Origin of the sequence: Acetivibrio clariflavus DSM 19732, from assembly GCF_000237085.1 — a bacterium.
Classification (GTDB): Bacteria; Bacillota; Clostridia; order Acetivibrionales; family Acetivibrionaceae; genus Acetivibrio; species Acetivibrio clariflavus.
The window spans coordinates 932380-949547 of record NC_016627.1 but is presented as its reverse complement, the minus strand read 5'-3'; the positions used below and the strand labels follow the sequence as shown (position 1 = coordinate 949547).

Sequence of the window (17168 nt, the reverse complement as noted above, 5' to 3'; positions counted from 1 at the left end):
GTTTTTTACTATATATTTGTTGAAATATATTGAATGTTTTACATTTTTTATTTGGTGTTTTTCAGTAGTTTCAAACCGTCCCCTGTTTTAATGTTTTACCAGAACCAATATCTTCTCCTTGATATTATATATATAGTGACCATAGTTAAAAATCCAATTCCTCCTATAATTGTCACAAATAAATTAACTCTTAATAATGATAATTTTTTATTTGTTAATAGATATTTACCGCCTATATCTATTGTAATTGTTCCGTTTTCTATAGCATTGCTAATAACTTCATATTTTTTCTTAGCTTCATTATATAAATATAGATACTTTGCTCTTTGAATTTGAATATTATCAAAGGAAATGCTTATTTTACCCGGAAGTTTTTGATTCTCGTTTATAATAATTTCAATTCCTTTGCTTATCTCGTTATATTTTATATTAGTAAATAGTTCATTTTCGTAATTAACAATATCATTTCCTTTTATCTCAATTATATATTCTCCTCCATCTACTATAAGAATTTTTTCCAAAAGATACAAATGTTTAAATGCTGACTTTGTCACTTTTGAAAACTCACTTTTGTTTATAACCACTTTCATTTTATCAGAATTTTTAATCATTTCAGCAAGTAGATCTACTTCATACTCAGAACTTGCTAACGGAATAACTTCTTCTCCTTCTTTAATAAATTCTTTATTAACAAGTACAGTAACCTCTGTCTGCCTATATCCGTTAGTAACAATAATAGTAGCCACACCAGTATCAACTGCAGTTATCAAACCGTTATCGTCAACTTTTGCAACTAAAGGCTCATTAGATTTGAATTCTATTTTTTGATTTGCTTCAGGTGGTGAAACCTTACAATTTAATTGAAACTGCTCACCTGTCTTCAGAACAACGTACGTTTTGTTTACTGCTATTCTTTCTGTTGCCGTCACTACATGAATTGTAATTTGCTTTGTTACATCCCCTGCTTTGATATTTATTACGGTACTTCCCTCTTTTATGGCTTTAATTTCTCCTGATGAATTTACTGTAGCAATTGTATAATCTTCTGAACTGTATTCCACTGTTGAATCCTTTGCATAATATGGCAATACTGTTACAGATAATCTCTGAGTTTTGCCAACTTCCATCTTTTCCTCATATTTCTCTATATAAATATCTTCCACAGGATAATCCTTGTTCTCTATAACCTTTAAGTCAAAAGATTTTTCAATTTCATCCACACTGACAATTATTTCCGTCTCACCAATAGCATGAGCTTCAATTCTTCCAAATACATTAACAGACGCAACATCTTCATTGGTGGATTTGTATGTAATCTTCCTGTCTGATGCCTCCCTTGGCAATACAGAAGGTGTTAGCAACTGCTTATCTCCCACCTTCATTACTTTTTGATAATCTCCTAAATCCATTTCCGCTGCCTTTATTTCGCCATAAACCGTTAACTCAAACTGCTTTTTTACTCCATCCGCCTCCACAATAATTACGGTAGTTCCTTCTTTATGCGCTCTGATCCTTCCAATTTCATTTATTGTAGCAACTTCAGTTTTCGTAGAAGTATATTTAAAACCGGGATTTACTGCATCCTGTGGTATAACTGCCGGCATTAACAGTTGTGTTTCTCCCACTTTCATTTTCTCTTGGTAATCTCCCAAATCAATATCCTTGACTCTCGTGTCTTTTTTGGGCAATACTTTCAAAACAAATGAATTTTCCTTATTACCTGCTTTTACAGTTATTACAGTCTCTCCTTCCGAAAGAGCGGTAATTCTGCCAAGTCCATTTACTGTAGCTACTTTCTCATTGCTTGACGCATATTTTACGTTTTTGTCAGTTACATCATAAGGAAGAACAGTTACTGATAACAGTTGATTATCTCCAACCCTCATTTCTTTTTTATAATCACCGAGATCCAATTCCGAAACCTCTATATATGTGTCTTTCGAAGAAACTACCTTCAGTTTGAATTCCTCACTTACTCCATCAGCAGCTTCAATAGTAATTCGGGTTGTACCAGGAGATAATGCAGTAATCCTTCCCAACTCATTTACTTTTGCGACTGACTCCTTACTTGAGTAATATCTTACTTTTTTATCAGTAGCATCAAGCGGCAATACTGTAACTACAAGAAGTTGTTTCTCACCAACTTTCATGGTTGTTTTATAATCAGCTATATCCAAATCGGTAACTTTTATATAGCTTGTTTCTTCATTTTCTTTTTCATTTTCTTCAATTTTTTCTTCCAGAAGCTCTCCGAGTTTATCATTATCATTTTCCACTGTTATCTCAGTATTCTCTTCAGCAAATATATAATAATTATTAGGTTGTAAAAACATTATAAAAACTATCAATAATACTATTATTAAACATTTCTTTGCCATTGCAAAACTCCTACCTTGTTAATATACCCAGTGATTCCAGCACATAATCAAAATAAGACACTTGATCATATTGAATACGTGCCTCTACCGGCATACCATTTGAAAAATTAACCTTATAACCTTTTTTACTTATTATGTATGTATTGTCTGGTATTATATCAACTTTAAAATAACTTGTTCCTTTCTCACTGTCCGTTGTTATATCATTATCCTTCCTAACTACTTGTCCCGTTACTGTTCCATACACAGTTTCCGCCAAACCCGAGACTGCAATATTTACTTTATCTCCAACAGAAATTCGTGCTATGCTATTGGCATCAACATACGCCTGTATCTTATATTCATCCTGTTCCGAAGCAATATTAGCAATAGCGCTTCCCGCCTGAACAACCATTCCTTCCTTATATTCGGCTAACATATGTATTTTGCCAGTAGCATTAGCCTCAACCTGATATTCCTCTTGTCCACTTCCAACTGCTTCAAGTTGGAGCTCTATGTTTATCAATTCGTTTTCGTATTGTTGGATAGAATCTTCAATTGATTTTAAAGTGGAATAATAAATCTCAGTTATTTTATTCTGATTTTTCTCTATTTCGTTTTCTATTTGAGCATCAGTATAACCATATGACTTATACATTTCCGCATCGAATTTCTGTTGTGCAATCTGACTTTTGTAGTTTTCAAATTGATAATAATATAGATTATCTTTTTCATCACCTTCATTAAAATAGTTTATATCATCCTTTATAGAAGCTGCTAGCTTCTTAAGCTGCCTTATTTTTTCCATACAAAGCTCTTTTTTCCCATCCAACTGTTTAGCCTGTAAATCAAACTCTGTACTTTTTATTGTCAAAAGCACGTTTCCTTTTTCAACATAAGTCCCTTCTTCAATATTAATATCCACTATTTTTCCGCTATATGGTACCATTACATAGTTTTTGTTAATACTTTGAACCATTCCGGGAGCTTTAATTATATCTATTTTAGGGGTTAATATACTCCAAATTATAATAGTAATTATTAATGCCATAACAATTATTATTATCATGTAAGCAAATCCAGGTACATTTTTATCATAAAGTATTCTACTATCCTTTAATTCATTTAAAGTTTTAACTTGATTACTCACCGTCAGCACGCTCCATAAACACATCCGCAATTATATTGTCATCATTTTTTGCTACAAATACGGTGTAACTGTCACCTTTTAATGGTATACCTTCTTCAAAAGCTATAAGGTTGATTTTATCATACGCAAATTTAAGTTTGCTTTCTTCTCCAATATACCTTGCATACATACAATTTTTTACTCTTATAATCGGTTCCATTTTATATGGTTCTTCAACTTTATGTATAAACGTATTTGATTGCCTCATAAGTTTTAGAGTCACCTTAACGTTTGTTCCACTTCCTTCTACATATGTATACTGTATAAGAGGCCCAATAGGCTGTGCGCCTTTATTTTTTATAAAATTTTCCATCAAAAAAACTTCTTTATTTAACGTATCTATTAAGTTAACTTCTTTTATTAGTACATTCCTCAACTTTAAAGTCTTATTGTAGCTTATTTGAATTTTATCGTTTCTCATTGCAACCTCCACAAAATATTATTTAAAATAAGAACTTTATCTTTTATTACCTCAGACTTTTTTTATTGTGTAATTTATAAATTTTATTATTTATTACAAATAAATCATCATTTATTCTATTTCTAAAATCTATCCTGTACATTTGAAAGCCTTCAAAACTTATTTGAAGACTTTCTTGAAATCATGCTAGAATTATTTTAATCTCTCTAAAACAAACTTTATATTATAATTGTACTTTCATATTTTTTGAATTATTTAATATATTTTTATTCTCTACTTTTTCCAGATATATAGGATTTTTTTTCTTCTTCTGTCAACATCCTTCCCTAATCTTAATAACGGTAAATAGAATAGCATTAACACCATCCATAATTCTTGTTCATCCCTATTTTTAAACATAGATAGTACAATTAGCTGATCATATATTAATTTCATTAAAACTATTCCTATACTTGAAATAAAACAAATACTAAAAAAATACGCCACATATTTGTAATATAGCTTTTTACATCCCTCCCAGAAAAGTTTCTTTAGAACAATTATATTGATAATCAAAAAAGCAAAAGTAGTTTCCCATCTCCATAGAGTATATCTATATACAAAGATTAGTAACATGCAATAAGCAAAAAAGTAAATGAACTTTTTGTAAATTGCCTCAACATCAATTTTTCTTTCATCTGAGCTAGTATAAATAGATATCATTTCTTCAATCGTTTCAGAACTCATATTTTTATATCTATTTATTATCATATTATGAAGTGTTATGATCACTCCACTTATAACAAAAATCAAAAAATTATATATCAAAATCTTTTCTTTTCCTTTGTTATCATTTACACTAAAATAATATGTAATTACTATTTCCACTACTCTAAGAAAAAAAATAACCCTGTATTTTGTAATATTTATTTTATTAATTGGATCTGATGTAGTAAATAGCGTGTCCATAGTCGCGCTTATTATAAATAGCATAAGTAAAAACGAAAAAACAATAACTATACCATAGATCAAATTTATATTTGTTTCCCCATAATAAAACATTAATAAATTTCCACATAATAATATACATATGTAAAATACAACATCAAAAATCCTTCTCAATTTTAACATTATATTTATATAAATAACTTTATTTTTCAGAGTAATACCCCCATAACTTTCAATTATTAAATTATATTCTTAGTAGATCTCTATGGGGCTATCCCATAGAGATCTTGTAATATATTTATTTGGCTGTACACTTTATGTAAGGAGTAAACCATCTGAATCCAACAGATACTTCCATCCCTGTACCATTCCATAATGCTGTCATTAATCCAGATGCAATTGACTCTGCACTGTTAATAATTGTAACAGCTCCATAAGCAGCTGCAATCCATCCTATTACCGGAACACTTGCTAATACTGCAGTTATAGATGTTCCACAAGCAATAATAAGACTTGCAACAGTTGCTATATTCATAGATACAGTTGCTCCAATGGCAAATGCTAAAGCTTTACAGTCATCATTTGTCATGTAATAACCACCTTCAACATATGCCATTTCTTCTTGCCCTACCAAAGAATAACTGCTAGGCATAGCCAATTCATTTTCATAGCAAATTTCCATTTTATTTACCTCCTTAAAATTAACATTTTTGTACCTGTCCGCGAACAAGTATTAAATGTATGTTAACATTAATTAATGTAACATCCTAATAACACATTTCCTCTTCATCAATACATGCTATTTCTTCTTTCATTTCCTCCTGATCGTTCTTCACTACATAGTTTCCTTGCTGCATCTCCCACAGTTCATAATACTTTCCCTTTATTGACATCAATTCTTCATGTGTTCCTTTTTCAATAATTTCACCTTTATCAATAACAATAATCTCATCACAATTCTTTATAGTTGCCAATCTATGTGCAATAATCAGCATCGATTTATTCTTGAATTTATTGTATATCATATCAAAAATTATACCTTCTGTTGCAAAATCAAGATTACTTGTAGGCTCATCCAATATATAAAATTCACTCTTCTTAAGAAATGCCCTTGCTAATGCAATTCTCTGTTTTTCTCCACCACTCAGTCCGTTTCCTGCTTCCTCAAGATAAGTATAATATTGCAATGGAAGTCTTTTTATAAATTCATGGGCATCTGCTTGTTTTGCAGCTTCTTTAACCTCCTCCAAAGTTGAATTCATCTTTGTTATCCTTATATTGTCATAAATACTTTTAGAAAAAAGCTCTGAATTCTGCGGAACATATGATATCGCTTTCCTAAGTGAGCTGTTACTAAATTCGTTGATATCTACTCCATCTATAAGTATTTCTCCATTTTCCGGCTCATAATATTTGAGCAACAACTTAGCAATCGTAGACTTGCCACTTCCGCTGCTTCCAACCAATGCTACTTTTTTGCCTTTTGAAATTTTAAACGAAATATTTTTCAGAACCGGTTTCCTATTTCCATATCTAAAAGTAACATTTTTAAACTCAATATCTCCCTCTATTTTCTCAATATTTTGATAATTGCCATCTTCTTGTTCTTTCTCACTGTCTAAAATTTCCGCTATTCTTTTCATTGATATATTCGCTTCCTGTATCTGTAACTGTAATTGAACAAGCCTCCCCAAAGGTTCCATAAAGTATCCCGATAATGTAATAAACGCCATCAGACTTCCTAATGATATTTCATTATTGATAACCTGCATAACACCTATATACATCAGTACTAAATTACCAATGGTCTGTACAAGGCTAGATATGGAACCCTGAATATTAGACAACATTCCTCCCCTTAATCCTATTCTTAACAACCTTATGTATTCTCTTTCAATGTTCTCTAATTCTCTTTCTTCATTCGCATTTCCCTTAATTGTTTCAAATGCTCTCAGTCCCTCAATTATTTGTGAATTTAGCACTGAAGATTGTTGCATTTGTTCCTCATTAAGTTTCTTATATGGTTCTTTAAATATAAACACTAATCCTATACTTACTGCTGTTAGAAAAAGAATTACTACAAATAGAGCAGCATTCATCTTAAATAAAATCACACCGGTTATCAGTGTCATTAAAATATCAATAATCAACGTCAAAGCAATATTTGTAAATATACCTTTAATGGTAAATGCATCAGAAAATCTTGTAATAATATCTCCAGTTTTCCTTGAAGCAAAAAACTTCATCGGAAGTTTATAAACGTGTTCAAAATAGCCCAGCAACAAAGGTATATCTATTTTCTGGGACAAATATATCATCATCCACTGTCTTATAAAACCAATTACCACTTGCGTAACCGCAATAACTGAAAATATTATCAGCACTGAGACCAGCATACCTTTTAATTGGTATGGCAATATTTCATCCATAATTACTTTATTGAAAAGTGAAGACACTATTCCCAATATCGTCAATATAATTGAAGCCAAAATTGAATAAATGAAAAGTTTTTTTGCGGTAATAAAAGCTTCAAGAATCTATAAAATACTTTTTCTCCCTTTATCTTATCGCTTACAAAATTCTGATTGGGTTTCAATATGAGTAATACACCTGTAAAATCCTTGTAAAACTCGTCTATCTTAACCTTCAATAAATTCTTTGCAGGATCACCTATTATAACATGTTTTTTAGTTTTCTTAAATATTACAACAAAGTGACTAAGTCCCTCTTTAGTAATAACATTCGCAATACACGGCAGAGTAAAGTCACTCAAAAAACCTTCCTTATCAACTCGAACCGCCTGAGAAGTAAATCCCAACTCATCACAGCATTTTTTAACCCAATTATATTTGTACCTTTTATATCGGTACCCATTAAATCTCTAAGTTTTGTTATCGTAGTTTCTTTTTTATAATGCAAACATATCATCGCAAGACATGCTGCTGCACAATCAGTGGCATCATGTTGTCTAACAAAAGTATATTTCATTTTTTCACCCAATAATTAACTAAAATTAATGTAATACTTATCTGTAATAAATATAATTAATAGATTAATTATACAATATTTGTTATTATTCACTAGTTATATTAACAATTTTTCTATTTTTTATCAATTTGTTTTTTGTTTGTTTTTATATGCATTTTTATGTATTTTTTCTATTTATTTACATTATTTTATTCAATTTAATTTTTTTGAGTGGTCCTAGCCGATATTCTTGAATCAAATAAAGAGCATTTTTTGAATCTTTAGTATAAACATTAATAGGGCATTATACGGTAAATATTGCACCGAAAAACTTCCTTCTTTATTTGAAATTTCATCAAGTCTTGCCTTTAATTCATCAATATCATCATCGTATGTAAAAATCCACTTGTAATCGAATCCGATGGTATTTTTAACGGAATACAACACACAATTCCGCTAAAGAAATCTGTTGCCTTGATTTCATTAAGCTTCTTATATCCAGTACATGATGTAATTAAGGTAAATATGCATAATATTAATGCTAAACATACAGTTTTTTCAATGTTCTCTACTACCTTTAACATTACAAACAACTAGTCTGCAAATTAAAAATAAAACCGATATTTACACTAATTCCTCCTATCCAAATATCTTCGGCTCGATAAATATCCTGACTGATAAATATAAAAAATATTATATACTATAAATAATTTTTCAGAATTAAATTATTTTAGTTTATAGATATTTTGTATCTTAATAAACTCAAAGTATAAATTATACAAAAAAATTTGTAGAATTTACCGATTACAAAAGAATGGACCAATATAACTAATGAATTTAATTATCAAACATTCATAATTTTAAGGTTAGTTATGGTAAAGGTTTTAGAACAAAAACAACTTGTCTTAATATTTTTTCCATATTTGTTAACATATTAAAACCTTATCTATCCTAAAATAAGTGTTTCTGTTTATATCGCCTCTCAGCGTCTCTTATCAAAAAATCACCCTACCTTTAGTTAACAATAGCGGTTGGGTGATATCAAACAGAGAACCGTCCGAAACCACTGAAAAACGCCAAATAAAAAATGTAAAACATTCGATATATTTCAACAAATATATAGTAAAAAACCTCCTTCAATGGTATAATGGAATCACGACAAACCAACACCACAAAGGAGGTTTTTTAATGCTAAAAGATAAAAATAATCAATTAAGCATCTATTCAATATTATACAATAAAATTCCAGAAAATCATATACTTAAATTAATAAATAATGCAATTGATTTTAGTTTTATTAATAAGCTACTCGAAAAATCCTATTGGAAAAATCCTATTGTAAATATTATGGCCGACCTGCAAAAGAACCTGAACTTATGTTAAGTCTTTTAATTCTTCAGTATTTGTACAACTTATCCGATGAACGTGTAATCGAGGAAGCTTCATTAAATCTGGCATACCTATGGTTTCTTGGAATTAATCCTGAAGAAGAACTTCCCCATCCGAGTTTACTGGCAAAATTCAGAGTTCATAGGCTACAGGAAGTTACAATGGATGAAATAATAACTGAAGTAGTAAAACAGTGTGTAGAAAAAAATATAATTAAGTCCGGTGGAATTAGTATTGATTGTACACACACTCATGCCAATACTGTAAAAAAAGTACCCGAGAGGATACTAAAGCATATTGCCAAAAAGATATTTAAAAATCTAGAAAAAGAGGTAGGAGCGATACCGGAAGAAATCAATACAAATATTCCAAACTATAAGGAAATAGCAGATCATAAAGAAGCAAAAGCGACAATGAAGGCTTATGTGGAAGAAGTCATTGCGCAGGTTGAAGAAAAAATTGAACGGGAAAAACATACGAAAACATACAAAGTTATAGAAAAAGCCCGTGAGATATTAGAAGACCCAAAATTTATAGAACAAAAGAGTATAAGGTCATTAGTAGACCAGGATGCAAGAGTAGGATATAAATCGAAAACAGAAAGTTTTTTGGATATAAAACAGAGTATGCAATGACAACAAAAGAAAGGATAATAACGGCAGTAAGGGTATATAACGGTGCATACGTTGACGGTACAGGATTTGAAGAATTAATTGATTTGACAAAGGATAGCGGAATAGAAATAAAAGAGGTATATGGGGATAAAGCATATTTCAGGAAGCCAATTTTAGATGTAATAAAAGAAAACGGTGCCGAAGCATACATACCGATTAGTGAAATGGTATACAAAATAGATGAGAGTAAATATGCGTATAATAAGGATTCGGACCAATGGTTTTGTGATTATGGGAATTATACCGTAGAGAAGCAGAGAAAGATAAGAAAAAGTGACGGTCGAGAATCATGGAAATATAAGTTTGATGTAGAAGGATGTCAGAAGTGTCCAAAAAAGATCAATGCTTCAAAATAGGGAAATCAAACACTTTAGAAATAAGTGTAAATATACCTGAATATTATGAATACAGCCAAAGAGCAAAAACGAAGGAATTTATAGAAAAATATAAAGAACGAACAAGTCAAGAGTGAAAAAATGGAGAGATGAAGAGATTTCATGGATTAAGCCGTGCCCGAGGGTACGGCTTAAGAAGCATGTCAATGCAATCAAAATTAACAGCATTGGCAGTAAATTTAAAGAGGATAGCCCAACTGGTATCCTCTTTAAGTAAAAATAATCATTATTTTTTGCTTCTGAAAATTAGAATTAAATGTTTTCGGCTGTATAAAACTGTAAAAGCGGCTTAAAAAATCCTACTTTTTCAGTGGTTTCGAACCGTCCCCTGTTCTAATGCTATTTTTCAATTGCTTCAATTAAAAATATCTTTGTTTCGCTGCCATCAATTTTGGTCTTATATATTTTATTATAATCCCTGTAATATATCCATTCATCCCAAACCGCTACAAAGTGCTTTTTCGCCGAAAGAAACTTTGATGGGTTTATAATATAAATCTTTTTTCTTTGTGTTCCATCTTCTTTAACCTTAAATAACCTGACTTCGTTAAAAATATGGTCAATATAATATATCCATCCGTCCTTTACAATTACATCATCTATTGTCCCTTCACTAATCTTGTTAAGATTTGTACCATCGGTTTTAATTCTATATAAGTTATTTCTTGTATTTAATTCCCTACTCGAAGAGAAGTATATCCATTCTCCATAAACTCCCAAAATCGAATTAATGTAAACGTCATATATGTTTTCAACCTCATTAGTAGAAATATTTTTTTTGATATATCCATCAGTGTACCAGTTTTCATCTATCTTTATAGGATAAGTTAGAGGGTATTCAATTTTAAAATCACTGCCCATAGCACCATCAAGATTCGTCCTCTCTCTTAAATGGTTAGCCCAATCCTCAATTACCTCATTATTTTGTATTTCCTCCTGTTTTAGTTCCCTCTTGTCGCTTCCGTCTAAGTTCTCTATGTTGAATTTATGACTATATGGAACTCCATTACTATAATGAGTACCGTTTAAAGTTGATTTTGAATAAATAAATCCATTATATACGTATATACTTGAGTAGTTATCATTATTGATTAATTCTACTTCATTGATTAATTCTACTTCCGAAAAGTCTGTATTCATTTTATACAATTTAGTATCATTGCCAATGAAATAGATTTTATCTTCATTAAGTGAAAACGAATTTAAGTTCTGCCTCTCATAATTTCTTACTGCTTAATAAGTGTTCCAGGCACTTTATTATCATATATTTGAACTTCCCTGTTAAAACTGTTCCATTCAACTCTTTTTCCAATACTTTCACATACAAAGCGAATAGGCATGTATATCCTGTCTTCTATTATTTCAGGAGTTACATCCATTATAACAAAGTCTGCATTTCTGATTGCCACATTGCTTCCAACAGTGAGCATAATATCAATGCCATCTTTTTATATATATGCCCTTTTTCTATCTGAAGCATCCCATTCCACATTACAGCCCAATTTTTCAAAAACGGAACTTAATGGTATCAAAACCCTATCATTTATAATAACCGGCGGGTTTTCTAAGCTTAAAAATACATTGTCGATGCTTACTTTTATTTCTTTCTCTTTTACTTCTACAGGTACTGAAAATTCGAATTCGTGAGTTATCACTTCTTTATCAGACTCCGGAAGCATTTCTTCCTCATATTTGATAACAAACTTATAATTTCCGTTTTCCAGATTACCAAGTTTTATAATAGAATCAACTTTTCAGTAGTTCCATAAAAGTATTCATAAGTTCCTAAACACATTTGGACACTAAAAGTATTCCCTTCTCTTATAGGGCTCTTAGTTATACTTATAGATTGAGCAATATTAGTAACAGTATCTGTTATTTTAACATACATTTCTCCTTCTTCTACAAAAGCTTCAAACTCTGCCGCCTTGCTCAATGGCATAGTGGTATAAGGTGTTCCTGCAAACACATTTATTGTAAATAGAGCATTCATGATAAAAATTAGTGTTAATAATTTTACGGCAAAGGATTTCATTATATAATCTCCCCCGGTTAATATTGTTGGATTGTTGTAATAATTTTTCACAATACTCAATGTTCTACAAAATTGGGACATCAAGCTCTTGACCAAAATCTTATCAGTCCACAAACCATGCACACTAACTCAGGGCTAATAAATCTAATTTTTTAATCCATTATACATAATTTCCATAAAAATAATTATATCACAGGTAAACTGAAACACTTATGTAATATCTTTTTGCTTTTCCAAATATTGAATTATCTATAATCATTATCATAATAATGAATCGAAATAACCCTATCTATTAAATGCTCAAGCTCTATGTTACTCTTTATAGCCTTCCATATAAAATATTTACCATCTTCACTTTTCTCTCCGTATAATTTATTGAATTTATTAGTGTATTTTTTATAATCATTGAATCTGTATAAGAACTGTTTTATTGTATAATGTTAAGCTGATTACGCAAAGTTTGTCATCTTCAAACAAATAGCTAACATATGCTTTAACACCTTTCATTCCGTCATAATCATCTATAATTGTTAAATCGCTTGAAAAAACTTCTCCTTTAATTAAATCATCTCCAAGCATTTTTCTAACTTTTTCCCTAGAAGTTCCCCAAGCAATATTATTATATAAACCGCTTTTTTTCTTTGTATAACTCGTAAAAAAGACAGAAATTCCAATTAAAATAATTAATGTAATCACTATTACTATTTTTTTCTTTCTTTTTACATAAGATAAATACGTATTATTTATATAATTCTTAGAAATTAATGAATCTTTTTCTGCTTCACATAGCGCACAGGATTCAGATCCATCCGGCAATTTCGAACCACAATTTTCACAAAACATGTTTTACTTCTCTTCCTTTACATCTTTTTGCTATTATAAACATATTCAATCATAGACCTGCCAATCCCACAAATACAGGTTTAAACATAAATCAACAGAGAGCTCGTCCAATCTTTAATAGAATCAACTAATCAGCTTTTTTCTCAAATTTTTCATCCTACCAGGTAGTATCAATCCTCTTTCTCCTATAAAGCGTTCATAAAACAAGTAATAATTTCCACTACTCCACCTTCTCACTATGCTGATAATATCCATATTTATTCTTATAGCCGCCTCCATCGGGTTTGCTGGCAAAATCAAAATTCCAAAAAATCTGAAACCTTCAGTCGTTGTAACATCAACGTTTCTTCAAGTTCTTCCTAAATACATGTCACTGTAACAGTATATTTGAATTTCAATGACATGAAATAATTCTATAATTGTTTGTTCCAAAACAATAATTTACCGAAAGTATTTTCTGCGTCGCTATCCTCAAATACCACAAAACAGGAAAACATAGTCAATATAGTTCTACTAAATAACATAAGAGAAAGTCACAACAGGTTCTGAATTGTCATTTTTAGAAAAATTAATTCTAAATTCCTTTAATATAATCGGTTGGATTTTGCTATCAAGATTGCCTTCCGGACTTATGTATTTAATATTTACAGGTAAATTTTTTAATATAAGTGCATTATCTTCTTTTACAATATTAAGTGTATATTCACCGTAATACTCCTGGAACATCTGATAAAATTTATAAAATTCTTCAATATTTCCGTTAACTACATATTCATCCTCAATGTAATTGTAATCATTGTAGCTGCCGGCATACATATCTCTCAGTAAATGATGGGGTATTGGTATCCCTTCTATGCGTTGACTTATAAGACCATCTTTTCTCATTTGTGATGACATATAAAGGCAGGCAGAAAAGTCCGAAAATCTGTATTGATGGCTGTATTTAGGTCGATAATGCTGTCCCAATTGATATTCTTGAATTAAATACAGGGCATTTTTTGAATCTTTAGTATAAACTATTAATAAAGCATCATAGGGTAAATCTTGTACTGAAAAATTACCCTCTTTACTTGAAATTTCATCAAGTTTTGCCTTTAATTCATAAATATCATCGTCTGTATGTAAAAATTCACTTGTTAATGCACCGTAAGGGATTCTTAACGGAATGGTACATTCAATTCCACTGAAGTAATCAATTGCTTTGATTTCATTAAGCCTTTTATATCCGCTGCACGATGTAATTAATAACATTATGCATAGTATGAATGAAAAACATACATTTTTTTTCATTATTATCTACCACCTAAAATATTAAAAAAACCGGGTTTTGATGAATATATCATAACAATGTTAGAAAAAACACCCTACCACAAATATACAATAAAGGTAGGGTAATGTCAAGCAGAGAACCGTCCCCTGTTCTAGAGGTAGTATTCGGTTTGGTCTCTGGCCTTTAGTTCGAATTCAGCAAAAACCTTGTCCCTGATTTTCAAGAAATCGCTTCCGGTTCTGTCCCTTTTCCTTGCCAAAGGCACCTCAATGACACTTTTTACTTTCCCGGGACTTGGAGTCATTATCACAATTCTATCGGCCAAAAAGACAGCTTCTTCTATATCATGAGTCACAAAAATTATTGTTTTTTTCTTTTCTTGCCACAGCCTCTCAATCTCATCCTGCATATTCATACGGGTCATTGCATCCAGTGCCCCAAAGGGTTCATCCATAAGCAGTATCTCAGGATCAACAGCCAATGCCCTTGCAAAAGCCACCCTCTGCTGCATTCCTCCCGAAAGCTGGGAAGGATGATGCTTTTTATATGCCGAAAGACCTACCAGTTCAATATATTCTTCGGCAATTCGTCTTCTTTCCTTTTTATCTATTTTCTTGCTTTCCAGGCCAAGTTCAACATTTCGAAGGACACTTCTCCAGGGAAGCAGTCCATAGTTCTGAAATATAGTAATTCTATTTGCAGAAGGTTTTGTAACAACTTCTCCATTAATTTTGACAACACCTGAAGTTGGCCTGTCAAAACCGGCAATCAAATTCAATAATGTTGTCTTCCCGCAGCCGCTTGGCCCTAAAAGGCAAATAAATTCACCTTTTTCTATTTCCAAATTCACCTTTTCAAGAGATACAGTTTTTCTGCCTTTAAAAAAGTATTCTCGGGACGCGCCCTCAATTGAAATATACATATCAGTTCATCCCCCTTCGGGATATTCCCCACTGCTTTTCAATACCGGTTTCAAGAAGCTTGATCAAACTATCCAGCAAAAGCCCCAAAGCTCCAATAAATATTATTCCTGCCAAAACCAGATCCGATCTCAAAGAATTTCTTGCATCTATGATTAAGTATCCCAGTCCCGACTGGGCACCCACCATTTCCCCGGCCACCAGGAACACCCAGGCCGACCCTAATGCTAAATGCAGGCCGTTTGCAATCAATGGGAAGGCTGCCGGAAGAATAATTTTAAAAAGCAACTGCGGCTGCCGGATTCCAAAGTTATTAGCCACTTTCAAATAAATCGCATCCACATTTCCAACCCCCGAAACAGTAGAAAGAAGGATTGGAAAAAAGCCTGCTATAAAGATAATAACAATGGCCGGAGTATCCCCGATTCCAAACCACAGAACAATAAAAGGGAACCATGCAATAGGCGAAACCGGCCTTAACACCTGCACAATCGGCTCAATAAAAGACCATACACTTTTGTTCCAGCCCAGCAAAAGTCCAAGAGTTATTCCGGCTATTATTGCTGCCAAATACCCAATAAAGAATCGGGTAAGGCTTACTTTAAAATGAGTTAATAAAGTTCCGTCCTCTATCAATTCTGTCATTCCCTCAATAACTTTGGCCGGTGAAGGAAGAAGTGACGATTCGTATCTTCCGGAAAGCACCGCCAATTGCCAAATACCTAAAAGTGCAGCTATGCTTACAACAATCTTCAATATCTTTTTTAACGCTTCCATTTTCATCACTTCACTTTTCCTATAAATGTATTATCTACAAACTCACTGTACAGCGGAGGATTTTCAGAAAGCCCCATTTCCACCATGTATTTTGAAAGCTCATTATAGTCTTTTTCCTCCAGCTTCAGGTTTTCATAGGAAATCCATTTAAGGGACAAATCCAGCACCTGTTCTTCCGCTTTCAAGTATTTTTCAGCAATATCACGAATTACCTCATCTTTTGATTCAGCTTTTTCTCCTGCTTTTATGTATTCCTTGATAAACTCTTCAGCAATAACCCCGTTATCCTTAATGAAGTCATTTCTGAGAACCAATCCGCAGCATACCGATCCCTCCCATAAATCCTGGGATTCAAATAAAGTCTTACCTTTATCTAATGCCACTGATTTTGCTCCAAAAGGTTCCGCCACACAATAACCGGATATTCTTCCCTCAGCCAAAGCAGCCGCCATCTCCGGAGGTGGTAATTCAACAACATTTACATCGCTATATTTTAGACCGCTTTTTTGAAGCATAATATGCAGCAAAACATTATGAGTGGAAAGCTTGCTGGGTATGGCAAAGTTCTTTCCCTTCAAGTCTTCAACTTTATTGATATTTTTAGATACCACCACCACATTCCCGTCTCTATGTCCTAAAGCAACTGCTTTTAAATCAATACCCTGCTCTTTTGCTTTCATTGCAAGTTCTATCAGTATGGATGCACCGTCTACATTGCCGGAGTTCAAAGCATCCACCAGTTCTGTCCATGACCCGAACTTTACAAGCTCCAGTTTAAAATTCTTAAAGTTTTCCTTGGACAATTCATTTTCTACATAAAGGGGAAGAGCATGGGTAATAGGCAAATAAGCAATCTTTATGGTTTTAACCCCTGCCTGGGACTTGCTATTCAATGCTCCAACTGCCCCGTCTTTACTGTTGCAGCCTGTAAGATTCAATATCATTAACAAAATCAGAGTAAAAATCACAGCTATTTTTGTCTTTCTTATCACATCCATAACCTC

At 31.9% G+C, this 17168-nt stretch carries 18 protein-coding genes and 2 pseudogenes; 3 read left to right on the top strand and 17 right to left on the bottom strand.

The features are described 5' to 3' along the window. Nucleotides 1-95: 95 nt before the first annotated feature. From CLOCL_RS20895 to CLOCL_RS03945, 8 genes and pseudogenes are all read right to left on the bottom strand, one after another. The gene (locus CLOCL_RS20895; RefSeq protein WP_014254144.1) at nt 96-2378 is read right to left on the bottom strand and encodes an Ig-like domain-containing protein; all 2283 of its coding nucleotides are present in this window, start codon (nt 2376-2378) and stop codon (nt 96-98) included. 10 nt (nt 2379-2388) lie between these two features. Continuing rightward, the gene (locus CLOCL_RS03970; RefSeq protein ID WP_014254143.1) at nt 2389-3507 is read right to left on the bottom strand and encodes an HlyD family secretion protein; all 1119 of its coding nucleotides are present in this window, start codon (nt 3505-3507) and stop codon (nt 2389-2391) included. Next, entirely contained in the window at nt 3500-3967 is a 468-nt protein-coding gene (locus tag CLOCL_RS03965) for a hypothetical protein (RefSeq protein ID WP_014254142.1), read from the bottom strand. The genes CLOCL_RS03970 and CLOCL_RS03965 overlap by 8 nt, the downstream gene beginning before the upstream one ends. A gap of 273 nt (nt 3968-4240) precedes the next feature. Further along, on the bottom strand, nt 4241-5008 hold the full coding sequence (locus CLOCL_RS03960; protein ID WP_014254141.1) for a hypothetical protein: 768 nt from the start codon (nt 5006-5008) through the stop codon (nt 4241-4243). Nucleotides 5009-5192: 184 nt separating this feature from the next. After that, nucleotides 5193-5576, bottom strand: coding sequence for a hypothetical protein (locus CLOCL_RS03955; protein WP_014254140.1), 384 nt, complete (start codon nt 5574-5576; stop codon nt 5193-5195). 85 nt (nt 5577-5661) lie between these two features. Next, a complete protein-coding gene (locus CLOCL_RS03950; RefSeq protein ID WP_245532836.1) occupies nt 5662-7350 on the bottom strand; it encodes a peptidase domain-containing ABC transporter in 1689 nt (562 codons plus the stop codon). A 14-nt stretch (nt 7351-7364) separates the two neighbouring features. Beyond that, nucleotides 7365-7822: pseudogene (locus CLOCL_RS22970) on the bottom strand (cysteine peptidase family C39 domain-containing protein). 294 nt (nt 7823-8116) lie between these two features. Further along, nucleotides 8117-8308: a hypothetical protein gene (locus tag CLOCL_RS03945; RefSeq protein ID WP_014254188.1), complete on the bottom strand. Its 192-nt coding sequence runs from the start codon at nt 8306-8308 to the stop codon at nt 8117-8119. A gap of 741 nt (nt 8309-9049) precedes the next feature. Here CLOCL_RS03945 and CLOCL_RS23925 point away from each other — a divergent pair. From CLOCL_RS23925 to CLOCL_RS23915, 3 genes and pseudogenes are all read left to right on the top strand, one after another. Continuing rightward, a pseudogene (locus CLOCL_RS23925) lies at nt 9050-9549 on the top strand (transposase); the annotation flags it as partial. 332 nt (nt 9550-9881) lie between these two features. Beyond that, nucleotides 9882-10280, top strand: a complete 399-nt coding sequence (locus tag CLOCL_RS23920) for a transposase (RefSeq protein ID WP_476691457.1) — start codon at nt 9882-9884, stop codon at nt 10278-10280. Between the two features lie 128 nt (nt 10281-10408). Further along, nucleotides 10409-10612: a hypothetical protein gene (locus CLOCL_RS23915; protein WP_476691456.1), complete on the top strand. Its 204-nt coding sequence runs from the start codon at nt 10409-10411 to the stop codon at nt 10610-10612. Nucleotides 10613-10658: 46 nt separating this feature from the next. Here CLOCL_RS23915 and CLOCL_RS03935 read toward each other — a convergent pair whose 3' ends face one another. The 9 genes from CLOCL_RS03935 to CLOCL_RS03895 form a co-directional block, all read right to left on the bottom strand. Continuing rightward, complete coding sequence (locus CLOCL_RS03935; RefSeq protein ID WP_014254139.1) at nt 10659-11459, bottom strand: DUF5050 domain-containing protein; 801 nt, start codon at nt 11457-11459, stop codon at nt 10659-10661. Between the two features lie 86 nt (nt 11460-11545). Then, a complete protein-coding gene (locus CLOCL_RS03930) occupies nt 11546-11758 on the bottom strand; it encodes a stalk domain-containing protein (RefSeq protein ID WP_338029053.1) in 213 nt (70 codons plus the stop codon). A gap of 9 nt (nt 11759-11767) precedes the next feature. Further along, nucleotides 11768-11998 carry a stalk domain-containing protein gene (locus CLOCL_RS03925; RefSeq protein WP_027622594.1) on the bottom strand — a complete coding sequence of 77 codons (231 nt, stop codon included), beginning with the start codon at nt 11996-11998 and terminating at the stop codon, nt 11768-11770. Between the two features lie 56 nt (nt 11999-12054). Beyond that, nucleotides 12055-12354, bottom strand: coding sequence for a hypothetical protein (locus CLOCL_RS03920; protein WP_027622593.1), 300 nt, complete (start codon nt 12352-12354; stop codon nt 12055-12057). A gap of 402 nt (nt 12355-12756) precedes the next feature. After that, nucleotides 12757-13197: a zinc ribbon domain-containing protein gene (locus CLOCL_RS03915; RefSeq protein WP_245532835.1), complete on the bottom strand. Its 441-nt coding sequence runs from the start codon at nt 13195-13197 to the stop codon at nt 12757-12759. Between the two features lie 513 nt (nt 13198-13710). Further along, nucleotides 13711-14487: a hypothetical protein gene (locus CLOCL_RS03910; RefSeq protein WP_014254137.1), complete on the bottom strand. Its 777-nt coding sequence runs from the start codon at nt 14485-14487 to the stop codon at nt 13711-13713. Nucleotides 14488-14618: 131 nt separating this feature from the next. Then, nucleotides 14619-15389 carry an ABC transporter ATP-binding protein gene (locus CLOCL_RS03905; RefSeq protein ID WP_014254136.1) on the bottom strand — a complete coding sequence of 257 codons (771 nt, stop codon included), beginning with the start codon at nt 15387-15389 and terminating at the stop codon, nt 14619-14621. A gap of 1 nt (nt 15390) precedes the next feature. Beyond that, entirely contained in the window at nt 15391-16170 is a 780-nt protein-coding gene (locus tag CLOCL_RS03900) for an ABC transporter permease (RefSeq protein WP_014254135.1), read from the bottom strand. Beyond that, nucleotides 16170-17162 (bottom strand): ABC transporter substrate-binding protein, encoded by a 993-nt coding sequence (locus CLOCL_RS03895; protein ID WP_014254134.1) that lies wholly within the window; start codon nt 17160-17162, stop codon nt 16170-16172. The genes CLOCL_RS03900 and CLOCL_RS03895 overlap by 1 nt, the downstream gene beginning before the upstream one ends. Between the last annotated feature and the right edge of the window lie 6 nt (nt 17163-17168).

What these genes read in the sequence shown, in the direction of transcription:
- CLOCL_RS20895 (WP_014254144.1), bottom strand. Translation starts at nt 2,378, where the DNA reads ATGGCAAAGAAATGTTTAATAATAGTATTATTGATAGTTTTTATAATG.
- CLOCL_RS03965 (WP_014254142.1), bottom strand. Translation starts at nt 3,967, where the DNA reads ATGAGAAACGATAAAATTCAAATAAGCTACAATAAGACTTTAAAGTTG.
- CLOCL_RS03960 (WP_014254141.1), bottom strand. Translation starts at nt 5,008, where the DNA reads ATGTTTTATTATGGGGAAACAAATATAAATTTGATCTATGGTATAGTT.
- CLOCL_RS03955 (WP_014254140.1), bottom strand. Translation starts at nt 5,576, where the DNA reads ATGGAAATTTGCTATGAAAATGAATTGGCTATGCCTAGCAGTTATTCT.
- CLOCL_RS23920 (WP_476691457.1), top strand. Translation starts at nt 9,882, where the DNA reads ATGACAACAAAAGAAAGGATAATAACGGCAGTAAGGGTATATAACGGT.
- CLOCL_RS23915 (WP_476691456.1), top strand. Translation starts at nt 10,409, where the DNA reads ATGAAGAGATTTCATGGATTAAGCCGTGCCCGAGGGTACGGCTTAAGA.
- CLOCL_RS03935 (WP_014254139.1), bottom strand. Translation starts at nt 11,459, where the DNA reads ATGAATACAGACTTTTCGGAAGTAGAATTAATCAATGAAGTAGAATTA.
- CLOCL_RS03925 (WP_027622594.1), bottom strand. Translation starts at nt 11,998, where the DNA reads ATGCTTCCGGAGTCTGATAAAGAAGTGATAACTCACGAATTCGAATTT.
- CLOCL_RS03920 (WP_027622593.1), bottom strand. Translation starts at nt 12,354, where the DNA reads ATGAAATCCTTTGCCGTAAAATTATTAACACTAATTTTTATCATGAAT.
- CLOCL_RS03915 (WP_245532835.1), bottom strand. Translation starts at nt 13,197, where the DNA reads ATGTTTTGTGAAAATTGTGGTTCGAAATTGCCGGATGGATCTGAATCC.
- CLOCL_RS03910 (WP_014254137.1), bottom strand. Translation starts at nt 14,487, where the DNA reads ATGAAAAAAAATGTATGTTTTTCATTCATACTATGCATAATGTTATTA.
- CLOCL_RS03905 (WP_014254136.1), bottom strand. Translation starts at nt 15,389, where the DNA reads ATGTATATTTCAATTGAGGGCGCGTCCCGAGAATACTTTTTTAAAGGC.
- CLOCL_RS03900 (WP_014254135.1), bottom strand. Translation starts at nt 16,170, where the DNA reads ATGAAAATGGAAGCGTTAAAAAAGATATTGAAGATTGTTGTAAGCATA.
- CLOCL_RS03895 (WP_014254134.1), bottom strand. Translation starts at nt 17,162, where the DNA reads ATGGATGTGATAAGAAAGACAAAAATAGCTGTGATTTTTACTCTGATT.